General features: G+C 61.0%; 21 protein-coding genes and 1 tRNA gene. 15 read left to right on the top strand and 7 right to left on the bottom strand.

The window, feature by feature from the left end; all coding sequences use genetic code 11:
* Positions 1-175 precede the first annotated feature (175 nt).
* A complete protein-coding gene (gene nadA / locus ACF8EA_RS11760) occupies positions 176-1234 on the top strand; it encodes a quinolinate synthase NadA (RefSeq protein WP_003254747.1) in 1059 nt (352 codons plus the stop codon).
* Positions 1235-1342: 108 nt separating this feature from the next.
* Here the strand turns inward: nadA and ACF8EA_RS11755 are convergent, their stop codons facing one another.
* Positions 1343-2779: a M48 family metalloprotease gene (locus ACF8EA_RS11755; RefSeq protein WP_014590004.1), complete on the bottom strand. Its 1437-nt coding sequence runs from the start codon at positions 2777-2779 to the stop codon at positions 1343-1345.
* A 122-nt stretch (positions 2780-2901) separates the two neighbouring features.
* On the opposite strand from ACF8EA_RS11755, the gene ACF8EA_RS11750 reads away from it, so the two are divergent.
* Both ACF8EA_RS11750 and ACF8EA_RS11745 read left to right on the top strand, forming a co-directional pair.
* Positions 2902-3141, top strand: coding sequence for a sulfurtransferase TusA family protein (locus ACF8EA_RS11750; protein ID WP_021783344.1), 240 nt, complete (start codon positions 2902-2904; stop codon positions 3139-3141).
* Between the two features lie 20 nt (positions 3142-3161).
* The gene (locus tag ACF8EA_RS11745; protein ID WP_103444795.1) at positions 3162-4232 is read left to right on the top strand and encodes an AI-2E family transporter; all 1071 of its coding nucleotides are present in this window, start codon (positions 3162-3164) and stop codon (positions 4230-4232) included.
* A 115-nt stretch (positions 4233-4347) separates the two neighbouring features.
* Here ACF8EA_RS11745 and ACF8EA_RS11740 read toward each other — a convergent pair whose 3' ends face one another.
* Positions 4348-4821 (bottom strand): peroxiredoxin, encoded by a 474-nt coding sequence (locus ACF8EA_RS11740; RefSeq protein ID WP_176685092.1) that lies wholly within the window; start codon positions 4819-4821, stop codon positions 4348-4350.
* A gap of 11 nt (positions 4822-4832) precedes the next feature.
* Positions 4833-5393 (bottom strand): glycine cleavage system protein R, encoded by a 561-nt coding sequence (locus ACF8EA_RS11735; protein WP_003254741.1) that lies wholly within the window; start codon positions 5391-5393, stop codon positions 4833-4835.
* A gap of 259 nt (positions 5394-5652) precedes the next feature.
* Between ACF8EA_RS11735 and dapA the strand changes: the two genes are divergently transcribed.
* The 5 genes from dapA to ACF8EA_RS11710 all read left to right on the top strand — a co-directional run bounded on the left by dapA (position 5653) and on the right by ACF8EA_RS11710 (position 9358).
* Positions 5653-6540 (top strand): 4-hydroxy-tetrahydrodipicolinate synthase, encoded by an 888-nt coding sequence (gene dapA, locus ACF8EA_RS11730; RefSeq protein ID WP_003254739.1) that lies wholly within the window; start codon positions 5653-5655, stop codon positions 6538-6540.
* A gap of 15 nt (positions 6541-6555) precedes the next feature.
* Positions 6556-7677, top strand: coding sequence for an outer membrane protein assembly factor BamC (gene bamC / locus ACF8EA_RS11725; protein ID WP_252459646.1), 1122 nt, complete (start codon positions 6556-6558; stop codon positions 7675-7677).
* On the top strand, positions 7678-8436 hold the full coding sequence (locus ACF8EA_RS11720; protein ID WP_021783347.1) for an MBL fold metallo-hydrolase: 759 nt from the start codon (positions 7678-7680) through the stop codon (positions 8434-8436). It abuts the gene before it with no gap.
* Between the two features lie 30 nt (positions 8437-8466).
* The gene (gene purC, locus ACF8EA_RS11715) at positions 8467-9177 is read left to right on the top strand and encodes a phosphoribosylaminoimidazolesuccinocarboxamide synthase (protein ID WP_003254733.1); all 711 of its coding nucleotides are present in this window, start codon (positions 8467-8469) and stop codon (positions 9175-9177) included.
* Positions 9178-9268: 91 nt separating this feature from the next.
* A tRNA-Ser gene (locus ACF8EA_RS11710) sits at positions 9269-9358 on the top strand.
* A gap of 53 nt (positions 9359-9411) precedes the next feature.
* Here ACF8EA_RS11710 and ACF8EA_RS11705 read toward each other — a convergent pair.
* Together ACF8EA_RS11705 and ACF8EA_RS11700 are read right to left on the bottom strand one after the other, a co-directional pair.
* Positions 9412-9684 (bottom strand): DUF3077 domain-containing protein, encoded by a 273-nt coding sequence (locus ACF8EA_RS11705; protein ID WP_014590008.1) that lies wholly within the window; start codon positions 9682-9684, stop codon positions 9412-9414.
* A 136-nt stretch (positions 9685-9820) separates the two neighbouring features.
* On the bottom strand, positions 9821-10084 hold the full coding sequence (locus ACF8EA_RS11700; protein ID WP_021783349.1) for a hypothetical protein: 264 nt from the start codon (positions 10082-10084) through the stop codon (positions 9821-9823).
* A gap of 640 nt (positions 10085-10724) precedes the next feature.
* Between ACF8EA_RS11700 and ACF8EA_RS11695 the strand changes: the two genes are divergently transcribed.
* Genes ACF8EA_RS11695 through ACF8EA_RS11685 form a run of 3 tightly spaced genes read left to right on the top strand, consistent with a single transcriptional unit; the run spans position 10725 to position 14693 of the window.
* The gene (locus ACF8EA_RS11695) at positions 10725-11585 is read left to right on the top strand and encodes an SH3 domain-containing protein (RefSeq protein WP_021783350.1); all 861 of its coding nucleotides are present in this window, start codon (positions 10725-10727) and stop codon (positions 11583-11585) included.
* Between the two features lie 8 nt (positions 11586-11593).
* Positions 11594-13474: a hypothetical protein gene (locus ACF8EA_RS11690; protein WP_392522091.1), complete on the top strand. Its 1881-nt coding sequence runs from the start codon at positions 11594-11596 to the stop codon at positions 13472-13474.
* Positions 13475-13484: 10 nt separating this feature from the next.
* Positions 13485-14693, top strand: a complete 1209-nt coding sequence (locus ACF8EA_RS11685) for a hypothetical protein (RefSeq protein WP_392522089.1) — start codon at positions 13485-13487, stop codon at positions 14691-14693.
* A 99-nt stretch (positions 14694-14792) separates the two neighbouring features.
* On the opposite strand, the gene tal is transcribed toward ACF8EA_RS11685, so the two are convergent.
* Together tal and ACF8EA_RS11675 are read right to left on the bottom strand one after the other, a co-directional pair.
* On the bottom strand, positions 14793-15752 hold the full coding sequence (tal, locus tag ACF8EA_RS11680) for a transaldolase (protein ID WP_392522088.1): 960 nt from the start codon (positions 15750-15752) through the stop codon (positions 14793-14795).
* A gap of 25 nt (positions 15753-15777) precedes the next feature.
* Complete coding sequence (locus tag ACF8EA_RS11675; protein ID WP_392522093.1) at positions 15778-17376, bottom strand: FGGY-family carbohydrate kinase; 1599 nt, start codon at positions 17374-17376, stop codon at positions 15778-15780.
* A 243-nt stretch (positions 17377-17619) separates the two neighbouring features.
* Between ACF8EA_RS11675 and ACF8EA_RS11670 the strand changes: the two genes are divergently transcribed.
* From ACF8EA_RS11670 to ACF8EA_RS11655, 4 genes are all read left to right on the top strand, one after another.
* Entirely contained in the window at positions 17620-18618 is a 999-nt protein-coding gene (locus ACF8EA_RS11670; protein WP_209967569.1) for a LacI family DNA-binding transcriptional regulator, read from the top strand.
* 160 nt (positions 18619-18778) lie between these two features.
* Complete coding sequence (locus ACF8EA_RS11665; protein ID WP_392522086.1) at positions 18779-19507, top strand: SDR family oxidoreductase; 729 nt, start codon at positions 18779-18781, stop codon at positions 19505-19507.
* 332 nt (positions 19508-19839) lie between these two features.
* Positions 19840-20106, top strand: a complete 267-nt coding sequence (locus tag ACF8EA_RS11660; protein WP_392522085.1) for a hypothetical protein — start codon at positions 19840-19842, stop codon at positions 20104-20106.
* A gap of 178 nt (positions 20107-20284) precedes the next feature.
* A complete protein-coding gene (locus ACF8EA_RS11655) occupies positions 20285-20476 on the top strand; it encodes a YhfL family protein (RefSeq protein ID WP_003254720.1) in 192 nt (63 codons plus the stop codon).
* Positions 20477-20696 lie beyond the last annotated feature (220 nt).

Below are 20696 nucleotides of genomic sequence, written 5' to 3'. Positions count from 1 at the left end.
CACAAAAACCCCTTTAGTAATCGCTGGATTGTCTGTAGCCTTCGGCCTCCGATAATAATCCGCGCCCGCAGAGGGCCGTGGCGGTCAGCGTGCCGTCCGGCACCCTTAGCCGATCTGCCAGGGCCGGGTGATACACTCGATTTGACGCGCAAGCGCGCCTGCAGGTCCAGCGATCATGACCCAGATTTCCGAACGCCTTTTGGTTCAGGCCCACCTCGACGCCAAGCAGCCCAACCCGCTGACAGCCGAGCAGGAGGCCGAATACCGTGCGGCCATCGCTGCCGAGCTCAAGGCCCAGAATGCCGTGCTGGTTGCCCACTATTACTGCGACCCGGTCATCCAGGCGCTGGCTGAAGAAACCGGCGGCTGTGTATCCGACTCTTTGGAAATGGCCCGTTTCGGCAAGAATCACCCTGCCGAAACGGTCATCGTGGCCGGTGTGCGCTTCATGGGCGAGACGGCAAAAATCCTCACCCCGGAAAAGCGCGTGCTAATGCCGACCCTGGAGGCCACCTGCTCGCTCGACCTGGGCTGCCCGGTAGAAGAGTTCTCGGCTTTCTGCGACCAGCACCCTGAACGCACCGTGGTGGTCTACGCCAACACGTCCGCAGCGGTGAAGGCACGCGCCGACTGGGTAGTGACTTCGAGCTGTGCGCTGGAAATTGTCGAAAGCCTGATGGACAACGGCGAAACCATCATCTGGGGCCCGGACCAGCACCTTGGCCGTTACATCCAGAAGCAGACTGGTGCCGACATGCTGCTGTGGGACGGTGCCTGCATCGTTCACGAAGAGTTCAAGTCGCGCCAGTTGGCCGACATGAAGGCGCTGTACCCGGATGCTGCGATTCTGGTGCACCCCGAGTCGCCGGAAGCGGTGATCGAGTTGGCTGACGCGGTGGGTTCCACCAGCCAGCTGATCAAGGCTGCCCAGACCCTGCCGAACAAAACCTTCATCGTCGCCACTGACCGCGGCATCTTCTACAAGATGCAGCAGCTGTGCCCGGACAAGGAATTTGTCGAAGCTCCCACCGCCGGCAACGGCGCGGCATGCCGCAGCTGTGCGCATTGTCCGTGGATGGCGATGAACACCCTGGAGCGGGTGCTGGATTGCCTGCGTAACGGCACCAACGAAATTTTTGTCGACCCGGCGCTGGTGCCCAAGGCCATCAAGCCGCTTAACCGCATGCTGGACTTTACCCAGGCGGCGCGGCTGAAGCTGTCTGGTAATGCCTGACGCCAGACCGCGTCATACTCTTCGCGGGCTCGCCCGCTACCACAGATATTGCACCGTTTACCAAGGCGGTGGAGTAGCTGTGGGAGCGGGCAAGCCCGCGAGTCGTCTTCAGCGCCCCATCATTTCCTGAACCATGCGCCGCTGCTCCATGATCTCGCGCTGGCGCTGGTCAATCTGTGAGGCCAGCGGGAAATTCCCACCCGCCCGGCGCTTGGCGTAATCCAGCTGCTGGATTGCCTGGTCAAAGTCGCCGACCAGTGTGAAGTACTCGGCCCGTGCCCGGTGCAAGCCGATGGTATTGCCCGACAAACCCCGCACTTCAGCCATGTCGTACCACACGTCCGGGTCATCCGGGCGGCTCTTGACCAGCTCGTTCAACACCTTCTCGGCCTCGGCCGGCTTGTTCTGTTTCACCAGCAGGTCGGCACGCACCTGTTTCAACGGGTAGTTGCCCGGGTACAGCCCCTGCATCCGTTCGGCGCGCTGCTGGGCGTCGGCAAGACGGTTGTTGGTGATGTCCAGGTCGATTTGCGCCAGGTTGTAGGTGATGTCGTTGGGCGCCTTGGCCAGCAGCGGCTTGAGCATTTCACGCGCCTCGTTCAATTGCCCACCCTTGATCTGTGCCAAGGCCAGGCCATAACGTGCAGCGTCCAGCTTTGGGTCTTCGTCCAGTTGGGCACGGAAGCGTTTGGCGGCAAGCCCCGGTGTGCCTTCGTAGGTAAGTGCCACCCGGGCGCGGATCAGCTGGTAGCGCATGCTGTCTTCGATACCACCCTTGGGCGCCTGGTCGGCGCGGTTACGGGTGTCGGCAATACGTGATTCGGTCACCGGGTGGGTCAGCAGGAATTCCGGCGGTTTGGCGTCATACCGGTACTGGCGTGCCAGGCGCTCGAACATGGTCGGCATGTTGCGCGGGTCGTAGCCGGCCTTTTCCAGGTTCTGGATGCCAATGCGGTCGGCTTCCTGTTCGTTCTGGCGCGAGAAGCGCCGCTGCTCCTGGATGGCCGCTGCCTGGGTGCCGGCAATCATGCCGATGCCCGCATCGCCGGCGCCACCTGCGGCCAGCACGATGCCGGCCAGCAGCGCCGCCATCATCGGCAGCTGCATCCGCTGCTGGGCCTCGACACCACGCGCGAAGTGGCGTTGCGACAAGTGCGCCAGTTCGTGGGCCAGTACCGAGGCATATTCGCCCTCGGTCTGGGCGTTGAGGAACAGACCACCGTTGACCCCGACAATGCCACCTGGGGCTGCGAAGGCGTTGAGCTCGCGGCTGTCGATCAGGATGAACTCCAGGCGCCGGTCCTGCAGCTGGCTGGTTTCGGCCAGCTTGTAAACGCTGGTTTCGACGTAGTCCTTGAGCTGAGGGTCGTTGAGCTGATTGACCTGGCCACGCAGCAGGCTGAGCCAGGCGCGGCCCAGTTGGTGCTCCTGTTGCGGCGAGACGATCGCAGAACTGGCATCACCCAGTGATGGCAGGTCGTCAGCATGGCCGGGAAGGGCCATCAGGCAGGCCAGCGTCAGCAGGGTAGGGCGCAGTAGATTCATGCATGAAGCTCGCGTCGGATCAAAGATACCTACTGTAGCGGGCTCACACGTTGACGACCAGTGGCGCTATCCTAGCCAGCCATGCCAAGAAGCAGCCTGGCGATGCCTTTGGAGACCCTGCGATGAGTAACACCCTGACCTGCGACGCCGAACTGGACGCCAGCGGGCTGAATTGTCCTTTGCCACTGCTCAAGGCCAAGATGGAACTCAATCGCCTGGCCAGTGGCGCTGTGCTCAAGGTAATCGCCACTGACGCAGGCTCCCAGCGCGACTTCCGCACTTTCGCCCAGTTGGCCGGTCATACCCTGCTGCATGAAACGGCCGAGGCCGGTACCTATACTTACTGGCTGCGCAAGGCCTGAGTCTTTTCCAAGGATCGTCAATGTTCAAAGTCTTTCGCGACTGGGTGCAGCGCTACTTCTCCGATGAGGAAGCGGTGGTGCTGGCGGTCCTGTTGTTCCTGGCGTTTACCGCAGTGCTCACCCTGGGCGGCATGCTCGCGCCGGTGCTGGCGGGCATGGTGCTGGCGTTTCTGATGCAGGGGCTGGTCAACGCCCTGGAGCGTGTGCGCGTACCTACACGGCTGGCGGTGATGCTGGTGTTCGCCTTATTCATGGGCGCACTGGCGGTGTTCATGCTGGTGCTGGTACCGCTGCTGTGGCACCAGTTGATCACGCTGTTCAACGAGCTGCCGGGCATGCTCGGCAAGTGGCAGTCGTTGTTGTTGCTGCTGCCGGAGCGCTATCCGCACCTGGTGTCGGACGAGCAGGTATTGCACGCCATCGAGTCGGTGCGCGGTGAAATTGGCAAATTTGGTCAATGGGCGCTGACCTTCTCGCTGTCCAGCCTGCCACTGCTGGTCAACGCCATGATCTATCTGGTGCTGGTGCCGATTCTGGTGTTCTTCTTCCTGAAGGATCGCGAACTCATTGGCCGCTGGGTCAGCGGCTACCTGCCGCGCCAGCGCACCTTGTTGAGCCGGGTGGGGAACGAGATGAACCGGCAGATCGCCAACTACATCCGTGGCAAGGGCATCGAGATCTTGATCTGCGGCATTGCCACTTACATTGCCTTCATCAGCCTGGGGCTCAACTACGCAGCGCTATTGGCGTTGCTGGTGGGGCTGTCGGTGGTGGTGCCTTACGTGGGCGCGGTGGTCGTGACTGTGCCGGTCACCTTGATTGCGCTGTTCCAGTGGGGCTGGGGCGACCAGTTCATCTACCTGATGACGGTGTACGCGATCATCCAGGCGCTGGATGGCAATGTGCTGGTGCCGCTGCTGTTCTCTGAAGCGGTGAGCCTGCACCCGGTGGCGATTATTTGTGCAGTGCTGCTGTTTGGCGGGCTATGGGGGTTCTGGGGGATATTTTTCGCCATCCCGCTGGCGACGCTGATCAAGGCCGTGCTGGATGCGTGGCCCAAGCAGGAGCCTAGCGTTTCACCGATGCTTTGAATGTCATTGGGCCGCTCTGCGGCCCTTCGCGGGCACGCCCGCTCCCACTGGGCCCTGCACAATTCCTGTGGGAGCGGGCGTGCCCGCGAAGGGCTGCAAGGCAGCCCATTCAATTTCAAGCCTTGTTCAAGGTCTGAGCAGCAGCCAGAACTGCATCCACATGCCCGGGCACCTTCACGCCACGCCATTCCTGGCGCAGCACACCGTCCTTGTCGATCAGGAAGGTGCTGCGGTCAACGCCCATGTACTCCTTGCCATACAGCTTCTTCAGCTTGATCACATCGAACAGCTGGCACAGGGCCTCGTCCTTGTCGCTGATCAGCTCGAACGGGAAGCCTTGCTTGGCCTTGAAGTTCTCGTGTGACTTGATGCCATCGCGCGACACACCGAATACCACGGTGTTGGCTGCGGTGAAGGCATCGTGCTGGTCGCGGAAGCCCTGGCCCTCGGTGGTGCAGCCTGGGGTGCTGTCCTTGGGGTAGAAGTACACCACCACCTGCTGGCCCTTGAGTTCGGCAAGGCTGACGGTTTGCCCGCTGGTGGCCTGGGCCTGGAAGTCGGCAACAGGTTGGTCGAGTGCTACAGCCATGATCGGTTTCCTTACATTGGGTTCTGTGGACGCCATGGCTCGATCAGTGCGTCGAGGTTCAGGGCATCGGCAAAGTCCAGGAACTGGTCGCGCAGCCAGCTGATCTGCGTGCCGGCCGGCAGAATCACGGTGAACTGGGCGTTGAGCATGCTGCTACCGGTTTGCGGCGCCAGGTAGGTGTCGCAGGTCATGGCTTCCAGCTCGACGCGGTGGTCGAGGAAGAACTGGCACAGCTCGTTGATGATGTCCGGGCGGTAGGCAGCACTGACGTAGGCCACATATGGAAGGGCCTGCGGGCGCACTTCCTGGTCGGCGCTGCGGACCACGTCGAGCGTCAGGCCGTGTTTCTTGCCCAGGCCTGGCAGGGTGGATTCGAGGCGTGCCAGGGCGTCCCAGCTGCCGCCCACCTGCAGCACCAGGGCGCTGGTCTCGCCGTGGCGGCTCAGGCGCGAGGTGACCACCGCGCAGCGGTTTTCGAAGGCAGCGCGGCTGAGGACGTTGGCCAGCTCCATGGGGTTCGGGCCCAGGGCACTGATGACAAGGAATTGTTCGCGGACGGTGGGGGTGGACATGCAGCATTCCTAAAGCGATGAGCGGTCGGCACAGGACGGGCAAAAGCCTCCTGTCGGCAGGGCCCGGGGCTCGCATGCGAGGTCTTGGACGCTGGCGGGGAGCAAGGTCGACGGCCCGACGGGCCGCGCTGCACCGATCAAAGGGTCAAGGGTAGCGAAATAAGCCGCCGAGGGGAATGCTCCACCCGCCTGCTTCGCTTGTGCAAGGTCGATGCCCCCAGTACCATTACCGCTCTCTTTTTCCGGCAGGAGCAGTTACATGATTGCGGGCAGTATGGTGGCATTGGTCACACCCATGGATGCACAAGGGCGTGTTGACTGGGGCAGCCTCGACAAACTTGTAGACTTCCACCTGGAAAACGGCACCCATGCGATCGTCGCTGTCGGCACCACCGGTGAGTCGGCCACGCTGGATGTCGAAGAACACATCCTGGTCATCAAACACGTGGTCGAGCGCGTCAAACGCAGCGCCAAACCGATTCCGGTCATCGCCGGCACCGGTGCCAACTCCACCGCCGAAGCCGTGCACCTGACCCAGAACGCCAAGAATGCTGGCGCCGACGCCTGCCTGCTGGTTGTGCCGTACTACAACAAGCCAACGCAAGAAGGCCTGTACCAGCACTTCAAGCACATTGCCGAAGCCGTCGACATCCCGCAGATCCTCTACAACGTTCCCGGCCGTACCTCCTGCGACATGCAGGCCGAGACCGTGATCCGCCTGTCGACCGTGCCGAACATCATCGGCATCAAGGAAGCCACGGGCGACCTGGCCCGCGCCAAGGCCATCCTCGATGGCGTCAGCAAGGACTTCATCGTCATGTCCGGCGACGATCCGACTGCCGTCGAGCTGATCCTGATGGGTGGCAAGGGCAACATCTCCGTCACCGCCAACGTCGCTCCGCGCGAAATGGCCGACCTGTGCGAGGCCGCCCTTGAGGGCAATGCCGAGAAGGCCCGCGCAATCAACGAAAAACTCATGCCGCTGCACAAAGACCTGTTCTGCGAGTCCAACCCGATCCCGGTGAAATGGGCGCTCGTCGAAATGGGCCTGATGCAAAAAGGTATTCGCCTGCCCCTGACCTGGCTGAGCGAAGGCTGCCACGAAAAAGTCCGTACTGCCTTGCGCCAGTCCGGCGTACTGGTTTAAGAGGAAGTACACCGCATGAAGCGACTGGCTGGTCTTTCCGCCCTTGCCCTGATTATCTCCAGCACCAGCGGGTGTGGCTGGCTGTGGGGCGAGGATGGCTATTTCCGCGACCGCGGCAGTGACTACCTGCAGGCGCACCCGACCGCGCCGATGCAACTGCCGCCGGACGCCAGCAACGTCAAGCGCCTTGACCCGCTGCTGCCGATTCCGCGTAACGTCGCTGACGATAACGTCAAGGGTGAGTTCGAAGTGCCTCGCCCGCAACCGCTGACTGGCGGTGCCGCCCAGGTCACCGACTACAGCCTGCAGCGCAGCGGCAGCAGCCGTTGGGTGCTTGCCCAGCATTCGCCAGCCGAAGTGTGGCCGGTAGCCCGGCAGTTCTTCGAGGACAACGGCTTCCGCATTGCTGAAGAGCGCCCGCAGACAGGTGAGTTCAATACCACCTGGCAGCGTTTCGATGAGCTGTCGGCATCGCTTGGCCAGCGTCTGGCCAGCACTGCCAGCAGCGGTGACAGCGAGGTGCGTGTGCGTGTGCGCATGGAGCCTGGCGTGCAGCGCAACACCTCCGAGGTGTATGTGGTCAGCGTCGAGCGCCCGGCGGGCAGCACTGCCGATCCTGCGTTCCCGTCCACCTCCAGCAATATCGGCACCGATGCCCTGCTGGTCGACGAAATGCTTGCCAGCATGAACCGCAGCGCCGAGAAGGGTGGTTCGGTGTCGCTGCTGGCCGCGCGCGATTTCGACGCCCCAAGCCGCGTCAGCCTGAGCGAAGACGGCAGCGGCAACCCGGTGCTGTACCTGGGCTCTGACCTGGACCGCGCCTGGTCTGGCGTAGGCCGTGCCCTGGAGCAGGGTGGCGAATGGCGTGTCGAGGACATCAACCGCAGCCTGGGCCTGTACTACATCAACCTGTCCGAAAAGCCTGACGACAAGCAGAATCAGCCTGGCTTCTTCAGCCGCCTGTTCGGCAGCGAGCCGACCAAGGAAGAGCGTGAGGCCCGTGCCGAGCGTTACCAGGTTCGTCTGAGCAAGGTGGGTGAGAGCGTGCAGGTCACGGTCGAGAAAAACATCAACACCGTGGCTCCGGCCGATGTCGCCCGCCGCGTGCTGAGCGCCATTCAGGACCACCTGGGCTAAGTGCGCTTCGCGGTACTCGGAAGCGGCAGCCAAGGGAACGGCACGCTGATCGCCAGTGGTGACACGTTCATCCTGGTCGATTGCGGCTTTTCCCTGCGCGAAACCGAGCGGCGCCTGGCGCTGCTCGGTGTGTCGGCGGCCCAGCTCAGTGCGGTACTGGTCACCCACGAACATGCCGACCACGTGCATGGGGTCGGCTTGCTGTCACGGCGCTACAATGTACCGGTCTACCTCAGCCAAGGGACCTTGCGCGGCATGCGCAAGCCGGTGGAGGTGGCCGGTTTTCTCGCTTGTGGCCAAAGCCTGCGCGTCGGCAGCCTGGAAGTGACCGCAGCGCGGGTCGAGCACGATGCTTACGAGCCATTGCAGTACGTGGTCAGCGATGGTCAGCGGCGTTTTGGCATGCTCACTGATCTGGGTTCGTACGATGCGCTGCTGTTGGAGCGTTACCAGGGCCTGGATGCACTGCTGATCGAGGCCAACCACTGCCGCGACCTGCTGGCACGCGGTCACTATCCGGCCTTTTTGAAGCAGCGGGTGGGTGGCATGCAAGGGCATTTGAACAACCACCAGGCCGCGCGCCTGGTGCACGAGTTGGGCTGGAACAACCTGCAACACCTGGTGCTGGCCCACCTCAGCAGCAAGAACAACCTGCCACACTTGGCCCGCCAGTGCTTCGTCGACACCCTTGGGTGCGACCCGGACTGGCTCCAGGTGGCGAATCAGGAACACGGGCTCGACTGGCGCGAAATCGCCTAGCCCAACACCTCAAGCAAGCGGAGCCCAATCATGGAAAAACGCGAAGAACTTTACCGCGGCAAGGCCAAATCGGTTTACAAGACCGACGACGCCGACCGCTTGATCCTGCTGTTCCGTAACGACACTTCGGCGTTCGACGGCAAGCGTATCGAACAACTCGACCGCAAAGGCATGGTGAACAACAAGTTCAACGCCTTCATCATGCAGAAACTGGAAGAAGCCGGCGTGCCGACCCAGTTCGACAAGCTGCTGGGCGACAACGAGTGCCTGGTGAAGAAACTGGACATGATCCCGGTCGAGTGCGTGGTGCGCAACTACGCTGCCGGCAGCCTGGTCAAGCGCCTGGGCGTGGAGGAGGGTATCAAGCTGGAGCCGTCCACCTTCGAGCTGTTCCTGAAGAACGACGAAAAGGGCGACCCCTTCATCAACGAATCCCACGTTGTCGCGTTCGGCTGGGGCACCGCCGAGCAGCTGGTAGAAATGAAGAAGCTGTCGTTGAAGGTCAACGAAGTGCTGAGCAAGCTGTTCGATGACGCCGGCCTGCTGCTGGTCGACTTCAAGCTGGAGTTCGGCGTATTCCACGGCCAGATCGTGCTGGGCGACGAGTTCAGCCCGGACGGCTGCCGCCTGTGGGACAAAGAAACCCGTAAGAAGATGGACAAGGACCGCTTCCGCCAGGGCCTGGGCGACGTGATCGAAGCCTACGAAGAAGTTGCCAAGCGCCTGGGCGTGCCGCTGTAAGCGACGCGTTCACGCAAGCGCCTGATACCACGCGGTTTTTTTGAAAAAAAGGTTTGCGTTTTAAAAGAACGCTGGTATGATGCGCGGCATTGGAGAGATGCCGGAGTGGTCGAACGGGACGGATTCGAAATCCGTTGTACTGGCAACAGTACCTAGGGTTCAAATCCCTATCTCTCCGCCATACAAGATCAAGCCCCTGGAAGCGAAAGCTTTCGGGGGCTTTTTCGTTGCGGCTTACTTTTTCATCATCCCCAACTCAGCATCATCCAGCAGCGCCTTGGCCATTGCGCTCAGGTAATGCGAGGCCCAGATCAGTTTCTGGTCGCCGTCCATCAGGCCGGTGATGATCAGGTCGCGCACGTAACCCATCAGTTCGGAGGCCTGCTCGCGGGCGTCCTGGCAGGGGATGCCGGGTTCGATGCGGAACAGCGGGTGGGTGTTGTTTTCGCCTTGGTAGAAGCAGGTCTTGCCGACTGTGGTGGGTTCTTTTGTGTTGTCGGTGGGCATTGTTTTGTTTCCCTGGATTTTGGGTTGCCTGGGCTGGCCTCTTCGCGGGCTCGCCCGCTCCCACAGGTACTGTGCAGTGCGTGACGGCTGTGATGACCCTGTGGGAGCGGGCGTGCCCGCGAATAGGCCTGACCTGCTAATGCAAGGTGTGAGGCTCTGTGGGTAAATGCGGCCGCATCTGCAACTGCATCAACGCCGACTCGACCAGTCCCTGTACCGCTTCCATTTCATGAATTACGGCCTGCATCACGATCGAGCTGTGGGCGGTAGGTTCGAGTTGCACGGATTGGCGGGCCACGGACAGGGCGCAGAGCACGTACTCTGAAGACTGGACCAGGGTGTCTTGCAGGATCTGGGTGGAATCGGGGGAGTAGGGCGGATCGGGGACTGTCTTGCGCATGTAAGCTCCTTGGGTAGTGGAGCCGCCTGGCAACGCTGTCAAACGAATGGAGGCAGCTATACATGGGTTGACAGACCGGTACCCAAGGACCCGGCGCACACGAATGTGCCCCATGCACAGCTGCCATTAAGCGCTGCAACGGAAACTTGAGTAGTCGGCCTGTCAAAGCCGGTCGCTGATTTCACAACGACGAGCCGAGACTAGAGCGCGACCGAATCCGTCGCAACCGTTTGAGCGGGTTGGCAGTATGTTTGGGAAACGCCCTACAAGGAAGGGGATAATTCTGAGTACAAGTTGTAGGACGGATTTCTACCAATACATCAGACAGGCTTCCTGCAACATTTTGTCTTGAACTGCCAATGGCACCTTAGGCTACAATGCGGCGCTCTGATACGCCACTCACGCCCAGGCCACACGCCGTAATGATTACGCGCGCTGGGCGATGAACTCTTCCTGACATGGATTCGTTGGATGCTTTGCGCCGTACTGGTCTCCCCCTGCGCCCCTCGCTGGACGGCTGAATTGTCGTCTGCGGCCAGTGCTGCACACTTTCTGAAAACCCCGCACAACTTTGAATGCTGCCGCCAACCATTGGCTGCGGTACGCGGCTGTGCGCCCCACCGAAAATGGAGTGCTCCACTTGCACAAGAAATTCGTCGCGTCCCTTCTGGCGGTCGCCATCGCCTCTACCACGGCCTGTGCACAGCTCGGTATCAGCAAAGAGCAAGCGGGCACCGTGATCGGTGGCCTGGCCGGTGTGGCCATCGGCTCGACCATGGGCAGTGGTAACGGCAAGATCGCCGCAGCCCTGATCGCGGGTGGCATCGGTGCCTACATGGGCAACCGTATCGGCCACATGCTGGACGAGAAGGACCAGCAGGCCCTGGCGCTGCGCACCCAGGAGGTGCTGAGCCAGCAGCAGACCACCGCCAGCGCCCAGCCGGTGACCTGGAAGTCCGACCATTCGGGTGCCACCGCGCAGATCGTGCCGGGCAAGGAATACACCAAGACCAAGCAGGTCGAGGTCAAGCGTGCGCCGAAGATCCAGGCGGTGCCGTCGATGAAGCTGATCAACGAGCCGTATGTGACCACCAGCGACAACCTCAATGTGCGCGCCGCGCCCAATCAGACTGGCGAGAAGGTAGGCAGCCTGAAGAACCACACCGAATTCACCGCCGTGGGTTCCACCGGTGACTGGATCCTGGTCGGGCGCAAGGGTGTGACCGTTGGCTATGTGCACAAGAACTACGTCGAGCCCAAGGCCCAGGCCGTGGCCAAGCGCGTGACCCCGGCGGTGAACCTGGACGAGCTGGACGTTGCTGCCAGCAAGGAAACCCAAGGCTTCGACCTGGACTCGGTGCAGTCGCTGCCGACCCAGACAGTTGCCGCCGAAGCGGCCTGCCGCCCTGTCACCGTCAGCCTGAAATCGCAAAGCGGCAAGACTGAGCAAGAGCAGAACACCTTCTGCAAACAAGCCAATGGCACCTGGGAACTGATCTGAGGAACTCCATGAAAAAGCACGCGCTCGCGCTGGCAGTGATCGGCGCTTGTGGTCTGGTACCGCAGGCGTTCGCCCATGAGCTGGCCTTTTCCAAGAAAGACAACATCAAGGTCGAAGTGCCTGGGGATGCCACCAGCTGGTGCAAGCCCCAGGTCGACCTGACCATCACCCGCCCGGCGTGGGACAACCAGGAGCTGCTGTCTGGCCTGCTGACCAAGCTGCCGTTCGTGTTCGCCAAGGACTGCTCCACTGCCAAGGTGAGCTGGAAGGCGGTCGATGCCAAGGGCAACCTGTACGCCAGCGGCTCGGGCAATGCCAGCAACCTGGGGCTGGTCACCCTGGCGGCCGCGCCTGCCGCAGTTGCCCCTGCGCCGGTTGCAGCACCTGCGCCAGTGCCGGCACCTGTGCAGCCAGAAGCACCGGTTGCTGCTGCAGCGGCTTCAGCCCCTGCTGCTGAGCCAGCCCCGGCGGTAGTTGAAGCCGCACCCGCGAAAGCAGAAGCTACCCCGGCTCCCGCGCCTGCCCCAGCCGTAGCTGCAGAACCGGCCCCTGCGCCGGCCGCCGAAGCCCCGGCACCAGCTCCTGTTGTGCCGCCTGTCCCGGCACCTGCCACAGCAGTAGCAGCAGCCCCCACCTCGGACTTCGGCCGCTCGGTGGTCCTGGAAAACCGCAACCTGATGCAGGTAACGGACGGCGCTGGCTGCAAATGGGTGCTCAGCAAGTCGATCATCGGCGATGGCGACACCCTGTCGTTCGGCACCACCCCGGCCATGCCGTGCCCGGCCTCCGGCTTTGGCGAAGGCAGCTTCGAAAAAATCAGCTGGAAGGCCGTGGGCACCTACCGGGGTGATAACTGGAACCGCGTCTACGCGCACCCGAGCGGCCTGATCTTCATCAAGAACCTCGAGCCTGCGGTGAAGAACAAGGCTGTTTCCTACCTCACCGCGCAAGCTGACCAAGCCGCGTTCCTGGTGGGCGAAATCCCCGGCCGGCAGATGAAGGTGTACCTGACCTTCAGCCGTTCCAGCTACGGCGTACTGCGCCCGTTCGGCAGCGACCCGTACTACGTGGTGGTCACCCCGGACGAGTCGTTTGCCCTGGACGCGGCCAAGTACAAGGAAGCCGCGCTGGAAATCTTCGACCTGATCAAGACCACCTCGCCGACCACCACGGATGTGGCCACCTTGTTCATCGTCAAGGACCTGTCGGCGATCTCGAACAACATCTGGGGCAATGACGCGCAGAAGATTACCCGCAACCGCATCGGCATCAACCGTCAGGGCCTGTTCTTCGATGTGCGCGAGGGTACGAACTGGGCGGTTCAGCGTGAGCAGCGGCGGGTGCGTGAAGAGCGTCAGCGCCAACAGGAACTGGCCCGCGTGCATACCCGCGTACTGGAGCGTTACCAGCAGTTGCAGGATGGCATGAGCGACTTCAAGGGGCGTGAAACCGAGGCGCTGGCACAAATGGCCGGCATCAAGGTGCGCTTCGCTTCGCCATTGGAGCAGCAAAACCCTGCGACCTCGGCCAGCGTGACGCCGATGATGGTGCACGTTACCGGCACGCAGGGCGACTTCTACACCATCGACTTCCCGAGCAAGGGCCGTCTGGTTGCGGACGAGGAATACAGCGAAGGCTGGTACGTGACCCAGGTGGCCAACGCCACGCCGTACTACCCGCTGGACGATGGCCGTGCCGTGCCTACCTACCGGGCCTACAGCGTGGGTGAGCCCGAGGCTTGCAAGCAGGACCACTGTGCCGACCGCGTGTCGTTCGGTGCCGTACTGGCCAAGGAATTCCCCAACGCCGGTATCGATTTCAGCTGGACCCCCGAGGTCTCCCAAAAGTACGTGAACGACTGGAACAACGCTTCCGCGATGGTCCAGTGAGGCAAACACCATGATCAAACAGATGAACAAGAAGCAGCTGCTGATTGGCGGTGTGGCCGCGGCGGTGCTGGTGCTCGGCGGTGGCTATGCGATGGTCTCCAGCTCGGGTAAGAAGGCTGCGCTGGCCTACTACGACGACTTCAAGGAGCGCTATTTCCTTGAGGATGTACTGTCTGAGGGGGACATTTCCTACTCGGCGTTTTCCGGCAACCTGACCGTCGCCGAGCCTGAAATCCGTGTCACTGCGGCGCAGACCAACGGCGCCCAACAGTTCATGCGCGGCCTGTCAGGCTTGATGGAATCGGTCCGCGGCAGTTCGACGGAAGAAGGCCTGGCGGGTTGGGCCAAGTACCAGCTCAACGTCAGCCGTAATGTTGCCGGCATATACCTGAAAGCCGATGCGCTGAAGCTGTCTCACGACGGTGACAGCAAGGACGGTACCATTCACATCCAGCTGCTCGGCATGCAGATGGCCAACCCCTACGTTGCCAGCAAGGGCGCCGAAGTGGTTCTGGTGGCTGATGTCAGCGACGAGATCCAGCCACGTGCAGAGCTGACCGCCAATGGCCGGGCCACTGAGTCGGGGTTCGCCTGGGGGGCCAACATGGCGGTCCGCCAGCCGGTGACAGGCGCGTTTCTGGTCAGCAGTACGGGCGATTTTGGCACCACGGTTGACCTGGACTTCACCATCAAGCGCTCCAGTGACGGTGAAGGCTCGATGGCGTTTGTCGTGACCCACCGCAACGATGGCTCCAAGGTAGGTGAGATCGTGCGCAAGGCCGACTTCCAGTCGCTGCCGGAGCTGGACGATGTCGAAACCCAACTCAAGAGTGCGCTCAGTGCCATGCTGATTGGTGCATACAGCCCTTACACCGGTCAGTCGGTATTGGCCGAAACAGTGAGTGGTTTTGCGCGCAAGGCAAAGGTCGAGAACTACTCGGTGAGCTACAGCGGCTTCAAACCGTTGAAAGAGGCTTTCAGCGATTACCAGCAGCAAGTCCCCAAGGCGAAGTTCGCAGCTTTCTGCCAGGAGGTTGGGCTGTCATCGTGGAGCAGTGATTTTGGCTCCAAGGGCAAGAACCACAGTGACTCGGAATGTGCCATCGGGCAGAAGTTGGTCGAGGAAGGCAAGTTCGAAGAGCAGTACACCTTCAAGGAAGGCAAGAGCCTGTTTGCGGCGTTGTTCGTGAGCAAGGCGTATCAGCTGGAAACCAATTGACGGTTGATGGCTGATGAGCAAAGCCCTCGGCGACCATACATTGCCGAGGGCATTGCCCCGCTTTCAGGTTGGGTCAGGCAACTGGGTGAGCACCCATCCTCATCCCCCGAAATGTTGCCCAACAATTGCCTCCAGCGCCCGCTGATCGTGGGTGAAGCCGCGTATCCCTTCAGCCAGCTTTTCGGTCGCCATCGCGTCCTCATTCATTTGCCAGCGAAAATCAGCCTCGCTCAGTGGTGCTGGCGGCGTCTCGCATTCTGAGGTTTCGACGAGGGCAGCCGGTAGACTACCTTCGGTGCCAGCCAGCTCCTCAAGCAGTGCCGGGCTGATCGTCAGCCGATCGCATCCTGCCAGCGCAACGATTTCCCCCACATTGCGAAAGCTCGCCGCCATCACCGATGTCGCGTAACCGTGGCGGCGCATGAAGTGCTGACAGGCCATGACCAACCCGACCCCCGGCTCCTGTGCTGGCACGAACGTTGTTTCAGGCAGGGCCTGGCGATGCCAATCCAGTACCCGGCCCACGAATGGCGAAATCAGGAACACCCCGGCTTCCGCACACGCGCGGGCCTGGGCCAGGCTGAAGATCAGTGTCAGATTGCACTGAATACCCTCACGCTCCAGTTCAGCCGCCGCGCGGATACCTTCCCAGGTTGCCGCCAGCTTTATCAGGATGCGGTCGCGTGAGACGCCGGCGGCCTCATACAGTGCGGTCAACCGCCGGGCTTTCATCATGCTTGCCTGTGTGTCGAACGACAGCCTTGCGTCTACCTCACTCGATACCCGGCCTGGGACGTACTGCATCAAGCTGCAGCCCAAGGCTACCACCAGGCGGTCACAGACATAATCGATCGCCTCCGGCATGGGCAAGCCGGAGGCGACGGCTGTGGTGCACAGGTCTTCGAGCAAGGTGTCGTATTGGCCCGACTTCATGGCCTTGAGCACCAATGAAGGGTTAGTGGTGGCATCCTGCGGCGCGAAACGGCGTACCGCCTGGACATCGCCGGTGTCGGCGACCACTGTGCTGTGTTGCTTCAGCTGGCTAAGCCATGTGGACATGTTGGCATCTCTCTTGTGATTGATCTCAGTCGGCAAGTGGCTGGGCGGTGCGTGACAGGGTGGCAGGCACAGGTGCTGGCTGCTGTCTTGCCAGGTCGGCCAGGCGATGCATGATCGGTTTCAATGCGTCATAGGAAGCGCAGTAATCGGCAAACATCTGGTCATACAAGGTTGTGTTCGCAAGGTCTGGCCGAGCCCTCAGGCGCAGGGTGCGCCACTGGCGGATGACCTCGACATTTTCGACCGCGCCTATTGCCATGGCTGCGAGGACGGCGCCGCCTAAAGGTGCTTCCACTTGCTCTTCGATGGTGAACACGTCGTGCCCGGTAACATCGGCGATGATTTGCATCCACAGGTCTGATGCCGTGCCACCGCCTACCACGATCAGTTGCGGGTCAAGGTTGCACCCCGTATCACCGCCTTGTTGCATGTTGTGGCGCAATGCAAAGGCCAGGCCTTCGAGGACCGCGCGGTACAGATGGGCCTTGTGATGGAACAGCGACAGGCCGACATAGGCACCCGAGGCCCTGGCGTCCCAGATAGGGGTGCGCTCGCCCATGAGGTACGGCAAAAACAGCAGGCCTTCTGCACCTGCGGGAGTCTTGGCAGCCTCCCGTTCGATCAACTGGTGCACCTCGACGCCGGGTAACAGAGCCGCCGCCTGCTTTTCCTCGGTACAGAACTGCTCACGGAACCAGCTGATTGCAGCGCCTGCAGTAATTGCGCCGCCAAAGCTGTAGGTGGTGGTGGCGGTTTCGTGCACATAAGGCATGTTGATCAGGCCCGGGCTTGCATCACTGTGCTGTTTGATAAAGCCCCAGCACATGCTGGTGCCCAGCATCGCCACATGGTTGCCCGGGGCAACCACTCCGGCTGCCAGCGTTGCCATCGCCGCATCGACACCGCCAGCGACCACCGCCGTGCCAGGCAGCAGCCCCAACCGCTGCGCTGCCGCCGGAAGCAGGTGGCCGATGATTTGCCCGGGCGCCACCAGGCGTTGTGGCATGAGTGCGGGGTCGATGCCCAGTGCTTCCATCATGTCGGGCGACCAGGCGCGTGCCGCCAGGTCATAGATGCCACCGATATTGCCTGCAGAACTGTGGTCCACCGCAAGTTCGCCGGTCAGATGGTATTGCACATAGCTGTTGGGAGGCAGCAAGTAGCGGGTCCTGCTCCAGACCTCTGGCAGGTTGCGTTTGATCCAGAGCATCTTCGTGTAGCCGTAATAGCTGTCAACGCCGTTGCCGGTAATGCGCGCCAGTTGTTCGACGTCCAGGTGGCTACGCACCCATTCGGCCTCGGCGATAGCCCGCCGGTCCATCCAGATCAGGCAGGGGTGCAGAGGCTCGATGCCGGCGTCTACCGGGATGCCCGAGCCACCGTAGAGGCTGCTGATGCAAATGGCCTTGACCCGGGCTGCTGGCACCTGGCTTCGGCGAACGCTGGCGGCTACCGTGTCGTACACCGCATCCAGCCATACTTGTGGCCATTGCTGTGCCCACAACGGGCGGGGCTGCTCCACCTGATAGCTGGCTGATGCCTGGGCCAGCACTTCCCCCTGCGTTGACATCAGCAGTGCCTTGGTACTCTGCGTGCCGATGTCGACACCGATCACGTAATCCATGCGTACACCCTTGTTGTTGGTCTGTTGGGTTTTGGTGATTGTCAGCATTGCAAAAGCAGATCAGCCGGATCTTGCGCAATGACAGGCTGATCAAGCGTTGGGCAGTGCAATGTTAACGTTTACATTGCGGAAGCTAACACAGCCTCTTTTCTCCTACAATCTGCTGCGATTTGTCGGTTGGCCCCGAATCGGTGAAAATCCGGTCATCAACGTACCCGCGCCTTCGCCACCTTCCGAGCGTCCATGACCAGACCAGTCAAAGCCACCATCACCGACATCGCCAAGCGTGTGAACATGACCACCGTCACGGTCTCGCGTGCGCTCAACCAGCCGGAGAAGGTCAAGAAGGAGACGTTAGAGCAGATACTGAAAGTGGCTCGCGAGCTTAACTACGTGCCCAATGCCTTTGCCCGCAACCTCAAGAACCGTGAAAGCCGGTTGGTCGGCCTGGTGACGGCAAGCCTGGAGAACCCGTTTTACGGTGAAATCATCAAGGCGATCACGCGCGAGGCGAAGAAGCGCGACTACACCTTGATGTTGTTCGATACCGATGGCTCCGAAGAGCTGGAGGCGCGGGCGATCGATACGCTGCTCAGCTATCAGGTGGCGGGGCTGATCCTGTCGGCTATCAGCGATGATGATACCTACCAGCCAAGCTACCTGCCCAAGCTGGTGATGTCGTCGATCCCGGTGGTGCAGATCGACCGTCAGCTGACTGGCGCCCCATTCGCCGGCGTGTACCTGGACAACGAGCAAAGTGGTTACCAGGGCGCTCGGGCGCTGCTCGCACAGGGCTTGCGCCGGCTGCTGGTAGTGGCCGGGCCGCAACGCTCCAATATCTCCTTGTCGCGCCTTGCCGGGATCCGTCGGGCACTGGAACAGTGGCCAGAACCGACCGTTCTGGAGGTTGTGCACGGCGACTTCGTCCAGGCGCCGGCCCGGGACGCGGTGCGCAACTACCTGCAGAGCGGCAAGTGGCCCGATGTCATTTTCGGCCTGAACGCGCTGATGACCCTGGGCGCGCTGCAGGCAATGCGCGAATTGGGCTTGAGCCGCGACGACATTGCGCTGTTCAGCATTGACCAGGTGCGCTATGCCGAAATCTACGGCCAACCTATCCCTTGTATCAGCCATAGCAGCGCAAAACTGGGGATTGGAGCAATCAACATGTTGCTGGACCAGATAGATGACCCTTCGCTGTCACCACAGAGCCAGATAATCGAAGGCCAGTTGCTGCTCTGACCCCGCAGGCCAGACATGCCTACATATTTCGATGCAAATGTAGACGTTGACATCGTAATGCGCCCTGGCATCAGATATGGCGGCACGCATGTGATGCTGCATGTAAACGTCAACATAATAATGACAACAGCGCCCTTGAGTGGGCGCGGGGAGATGCCTGATGGGAATGCACCTGCAGGGTAAAGTGGCGGCCGTCACCGGTGCTGCATCCGGAATAGGCCTGGCAAGCGCCACTGCGATGGTGGCAGCAGGGGCCAGGGTGGTTATGGTTGACCGTGACGAGCAATTACTCGCCAGGGCCTGTGAGCAGTTGGGTGAGGCTGCCATGCCGTTGGTGATCGATCTGCTCGTCCCTGACAGCTGCGCGACCCTGATGCCGGGCATCCTGGCAGTTGCCGGCCAGCTCGATATCCTGCATGCCAATGCTGGATGCTATGTGGGCGGTGAGTTCGTTGAAAACGACATGGCAGCCATCGACCGTATGCTGAATCTCAATGTTAATGCCGTGGTCAGGAACGTGCATGATGTGCTGCCGCACATGATCGATCGCGGCCAGGGTGACATTGTGGTGACCGGTTCGGTGGCGGGCCATTTCCCGGTGCCCTGGGAACCGGTTTACTCGGCCTCCAAGTGGGCGGTCAACGGCTTTGTGCAGACTGTGCGGCGGCAGGTTAAGCACCATGGTATCCGCGTGGGGGCGGTTTCGCCTGGCCCGGTCAGCAGCGCCCTGCTGGCCGATTGGCCGGAAGAAAACCTGCGCAAGGCCAAGGAGAGCGGCAGCCTGATCGAGCCCGACGACATCGCGGATGCGGTGATGTATATGCTCACCCGCCCGCGCAACGTGACCATTCGGGACATGATCGTTCTGCCGTCAGCATTTGATATGTAAGCAAGTTGAGGCCCATCGTGACGCAAGGTCGCTCATGCACGGGGGCGTGCCCGCCTGGAAGTGTACTGGGCGACCTTGAGTCGGCATGCTGGAACGTAAGTAAAAAGTGCGCAGCTCCGCCGGTGAATATGCCTACATCTGCAATTGCAAAAAGGCCGTCTCGACCTGATTCTGCGCCGCCTCCACTTTTTCATGGATCATGCTTTGCAACACCAGCGGACTCGGACTGGCGGGATTGGCTTGCGCGGACTGACAAGCCACGAGCAGGGCGCCAACTATTCGTTGATAGATGACTGCGAAGTTGCCACTGCGCTAAATCGTCGGCTGTCAAAATGGCCGCTAAAAAAGCGGGTTGGTATCCAAGCCTGGTGCGTGAAAAATTCTCGATTTTTCACGAAGGGATACGCGAAATGAAGTTCGAACGAACTTTCCTGTACACCGGCAAAAAATTGCTGGCGCTGGTATCGGCGGGCGGGGCACTCGGCATCTTTGCCAGCGAAGATGAATGGTCTGGGTCGAAAATGGTACCTCTGTCAATTATTGCACTGGGTGTCGGGATTGGGCTGTTCATAGGGAGGCGCTTTGAAGAGGTCAGGTGATAGGCGCCATATTCATGGCGTTAGTTTCGCACTCTAAAGGGCCCTACGCAGCTGGGCTTTTTGTTGCTCGCCTGCAACGAGTCATTGCACTTTGTGACTTGGATCCATTGCCTGGGTTCTGTATCATTCGGCCGCCATCAGACGATGGTCGAAGATGATTCATTTAAAGGACTGAGTAATGAAAAAGCTGTTCAAGGCCACTGTAGCCGTTGCTGTCGTATCGGGTGTTGCCCTGCTGTCGGGTTGCACTGGCCAGGTTTACAACCAACCGAAAAACTGCACCTACGACTACCTGTTCCACCCTTCGGTTTCCATCTCCAAGATCATCGGTGGCTGCGGCCCGATCGATAAACTGCCTCAGCAGCAGTAATCTTGGCGGTACCCTGATCGCGACGCTTGCGGCGTGATCCAAGACCCCCGGTCATGTACATGGTCGGGGGTTTTTGTTTTTTGGCGTGACATTCTGCCGCTGGGGCAACCGGTCGCCTTGACGCTCCGGCCTGCAATTTGTTTGTGCTGGCATTTCAGATACAATCGGAAAAACGATTCAGCCTTGTCGGTCAATTCGACTAAAGGCCGAGTCGTTTTCT

Origin of the sequence: Pseudomonas sp. YQ_5, from assembly GCF_043103305.1 — a bacterium.
In the GTDB taxonomy this organism is placed as follows: domain Bacteria; phylum Pseudomonadota; class Gammaproteobacteria; order Pseudomonadales; family Pseudomonadaceae; genus Aquipseudomonas; species Aquipseudomonas putida_Y.
The sequence above is the reverse complement of the archived record's forward strand: the minus strand, read 5'-3'. Positions and strand labels throughout refer to the sequence as shown.

What these genes read in the sequence shown, in the direction of transcription:
- ACF8EA_RS11735 (WP_003254741.1), bottom strand. Translation starts at nt 5,393, where the DNA reads ATGTCCACCCCCACCGTCCGCGAACAATTCCTTGTCATCAGTGCCCTG.
- ACF8EA_RS11705 (WP_014590008.1), bottom strand. Translation starts at nt 9,684, where the DNA reads ATGCCCACCGACAACACAAAAGAACCCACCACAGTCGGCAAGACCTGC.
- ACF8EA_RS11665 (WP_392522086.1), top strand. Translation starts at nt 18,779, where the DNA reads ATGGGAATGCACCTGCAGGGTAAAGTGGCGGCCGTCACCGGTGCTGCA.
- ACF8EA_RS11700 (WP_021783349.1), bottom strand. Translation starts at nt 10,084, where the DNA reads ATGCGCAAGACAGTCCCCGATCCGCCCTACTCCCCCGATTCCACCCAG.
- ACF8EA_RS11740 (WP_176685092.1), bottom strand. Translation starts at nt 4,821, where the DNA reads ATGGCTGTAGCACTCGACCAACCTGTTGCCGACTTCCAGGCCCAGGCC.
- ACF8EA_RS11670 (WP_209967569.1), top strand. Translation starts at nt 17,620, where the DNA reads ATGACCAGACCAGTCAAAGCCACCATCACCGACATCGCCAAGCGTGTG.
- ACF8EA_RS11690 (WP_392522091.1), top strand. Translation starts at nt 11,594, where the DNA reads ATGAAAAAGCACGCGCTCGCGCTGGCAGTGATCGGCGCTTGTGGTCTG.
- ACF8EA_RS11755 (WP_014590004.1), bottom strand. Translation starts at nt 2,779, where the DNA reads ATGAATCTACTGCGCCCTACCCTGCTGACGCTGGCCTGCCTGATGGCC.
- ACF8EA_RS11675 (WP_392522093.1), bottom strand. Translation starts at nt 17,376, where the DNA reads ATGGATTACGTGATCGGTGTCGACATCGGCACGCAGAGTACCAAGGCA.
- ACF8EA_RS11655 (WP_003254720.1), top strand. Translation starts at nt 20,285, where the DNA reads ATGAAAAAGCTGTTCAAGGCCACTGTAGCCGTTGCTGTCGTATCGGGT.
- tal (WP_392522088.1), bottom strand. Translation starts at nt 15,752, where the DNA reads ATGTCCACATGGCTTAGCCAGCTGAAGCAACACAGCACAGTGGTCGCC.
- ACF8EA_RS11745 (WP_103444795.1), top strand. Translation starts at nt 3,162, where the DNA reads ATGTTCAAAGTCTTTCGCGACTGGGTGCAGCGCTACTTCTCCGATGAG.
- dapA (WP_003254739.1), top strand. Translation starts at nt 5,653, where the DNA reads ATGATTGCGGGCAGTATGGTGGCATTGGTCACACCCATGGATGCACAA.
- ACF8EA_RS11660 (WP_392522085.1), top strand. Translation starts at nt 19,840, where the DNA reads ATGGCCGCTAAAAAAGCGGGTTGGTATCCAAGCCTGGTGCGTGAAAAA.
- nadA (WP_003254747.1), top strand. Translation starts at nt 176, where the DNA reads ATGACCCAGATTTCCGAACGCCTTTTGGTTCAGGCCCACCTCGACGCC.
- ACF8EA_RS11685 (WP_392522089.1), top strand. Translation starts at nt 13,485, where the DNA reads ATGATCAAACAGATGAACAAGAAGCAGCTGCTGATTGGCGGTGTGGCC.
- ACF8EA_RS11750 (WP_021783344.1), top strand. Translation starts at nt 2,902, where the DNA reads ATGAGTAACACCCTGACCTGCGACGCCGAACTGGACGCCAGCGGGCTG.
- bamC (WP_252459646.1), top strand. Translation starts at nt 6,556, where the DNA reads ATGAAGCGACTGGCTGGTCTTTCCGCCCTTGCCCTGATTATCTCCAGC.
- purC (WP_003254733.1), top strand. Translation starts at nt 8,467, where the DNA reads ATGGAAAAACGCGAAGAACTTTACCGCGGCAAGGCCAAATCGGTTTAC.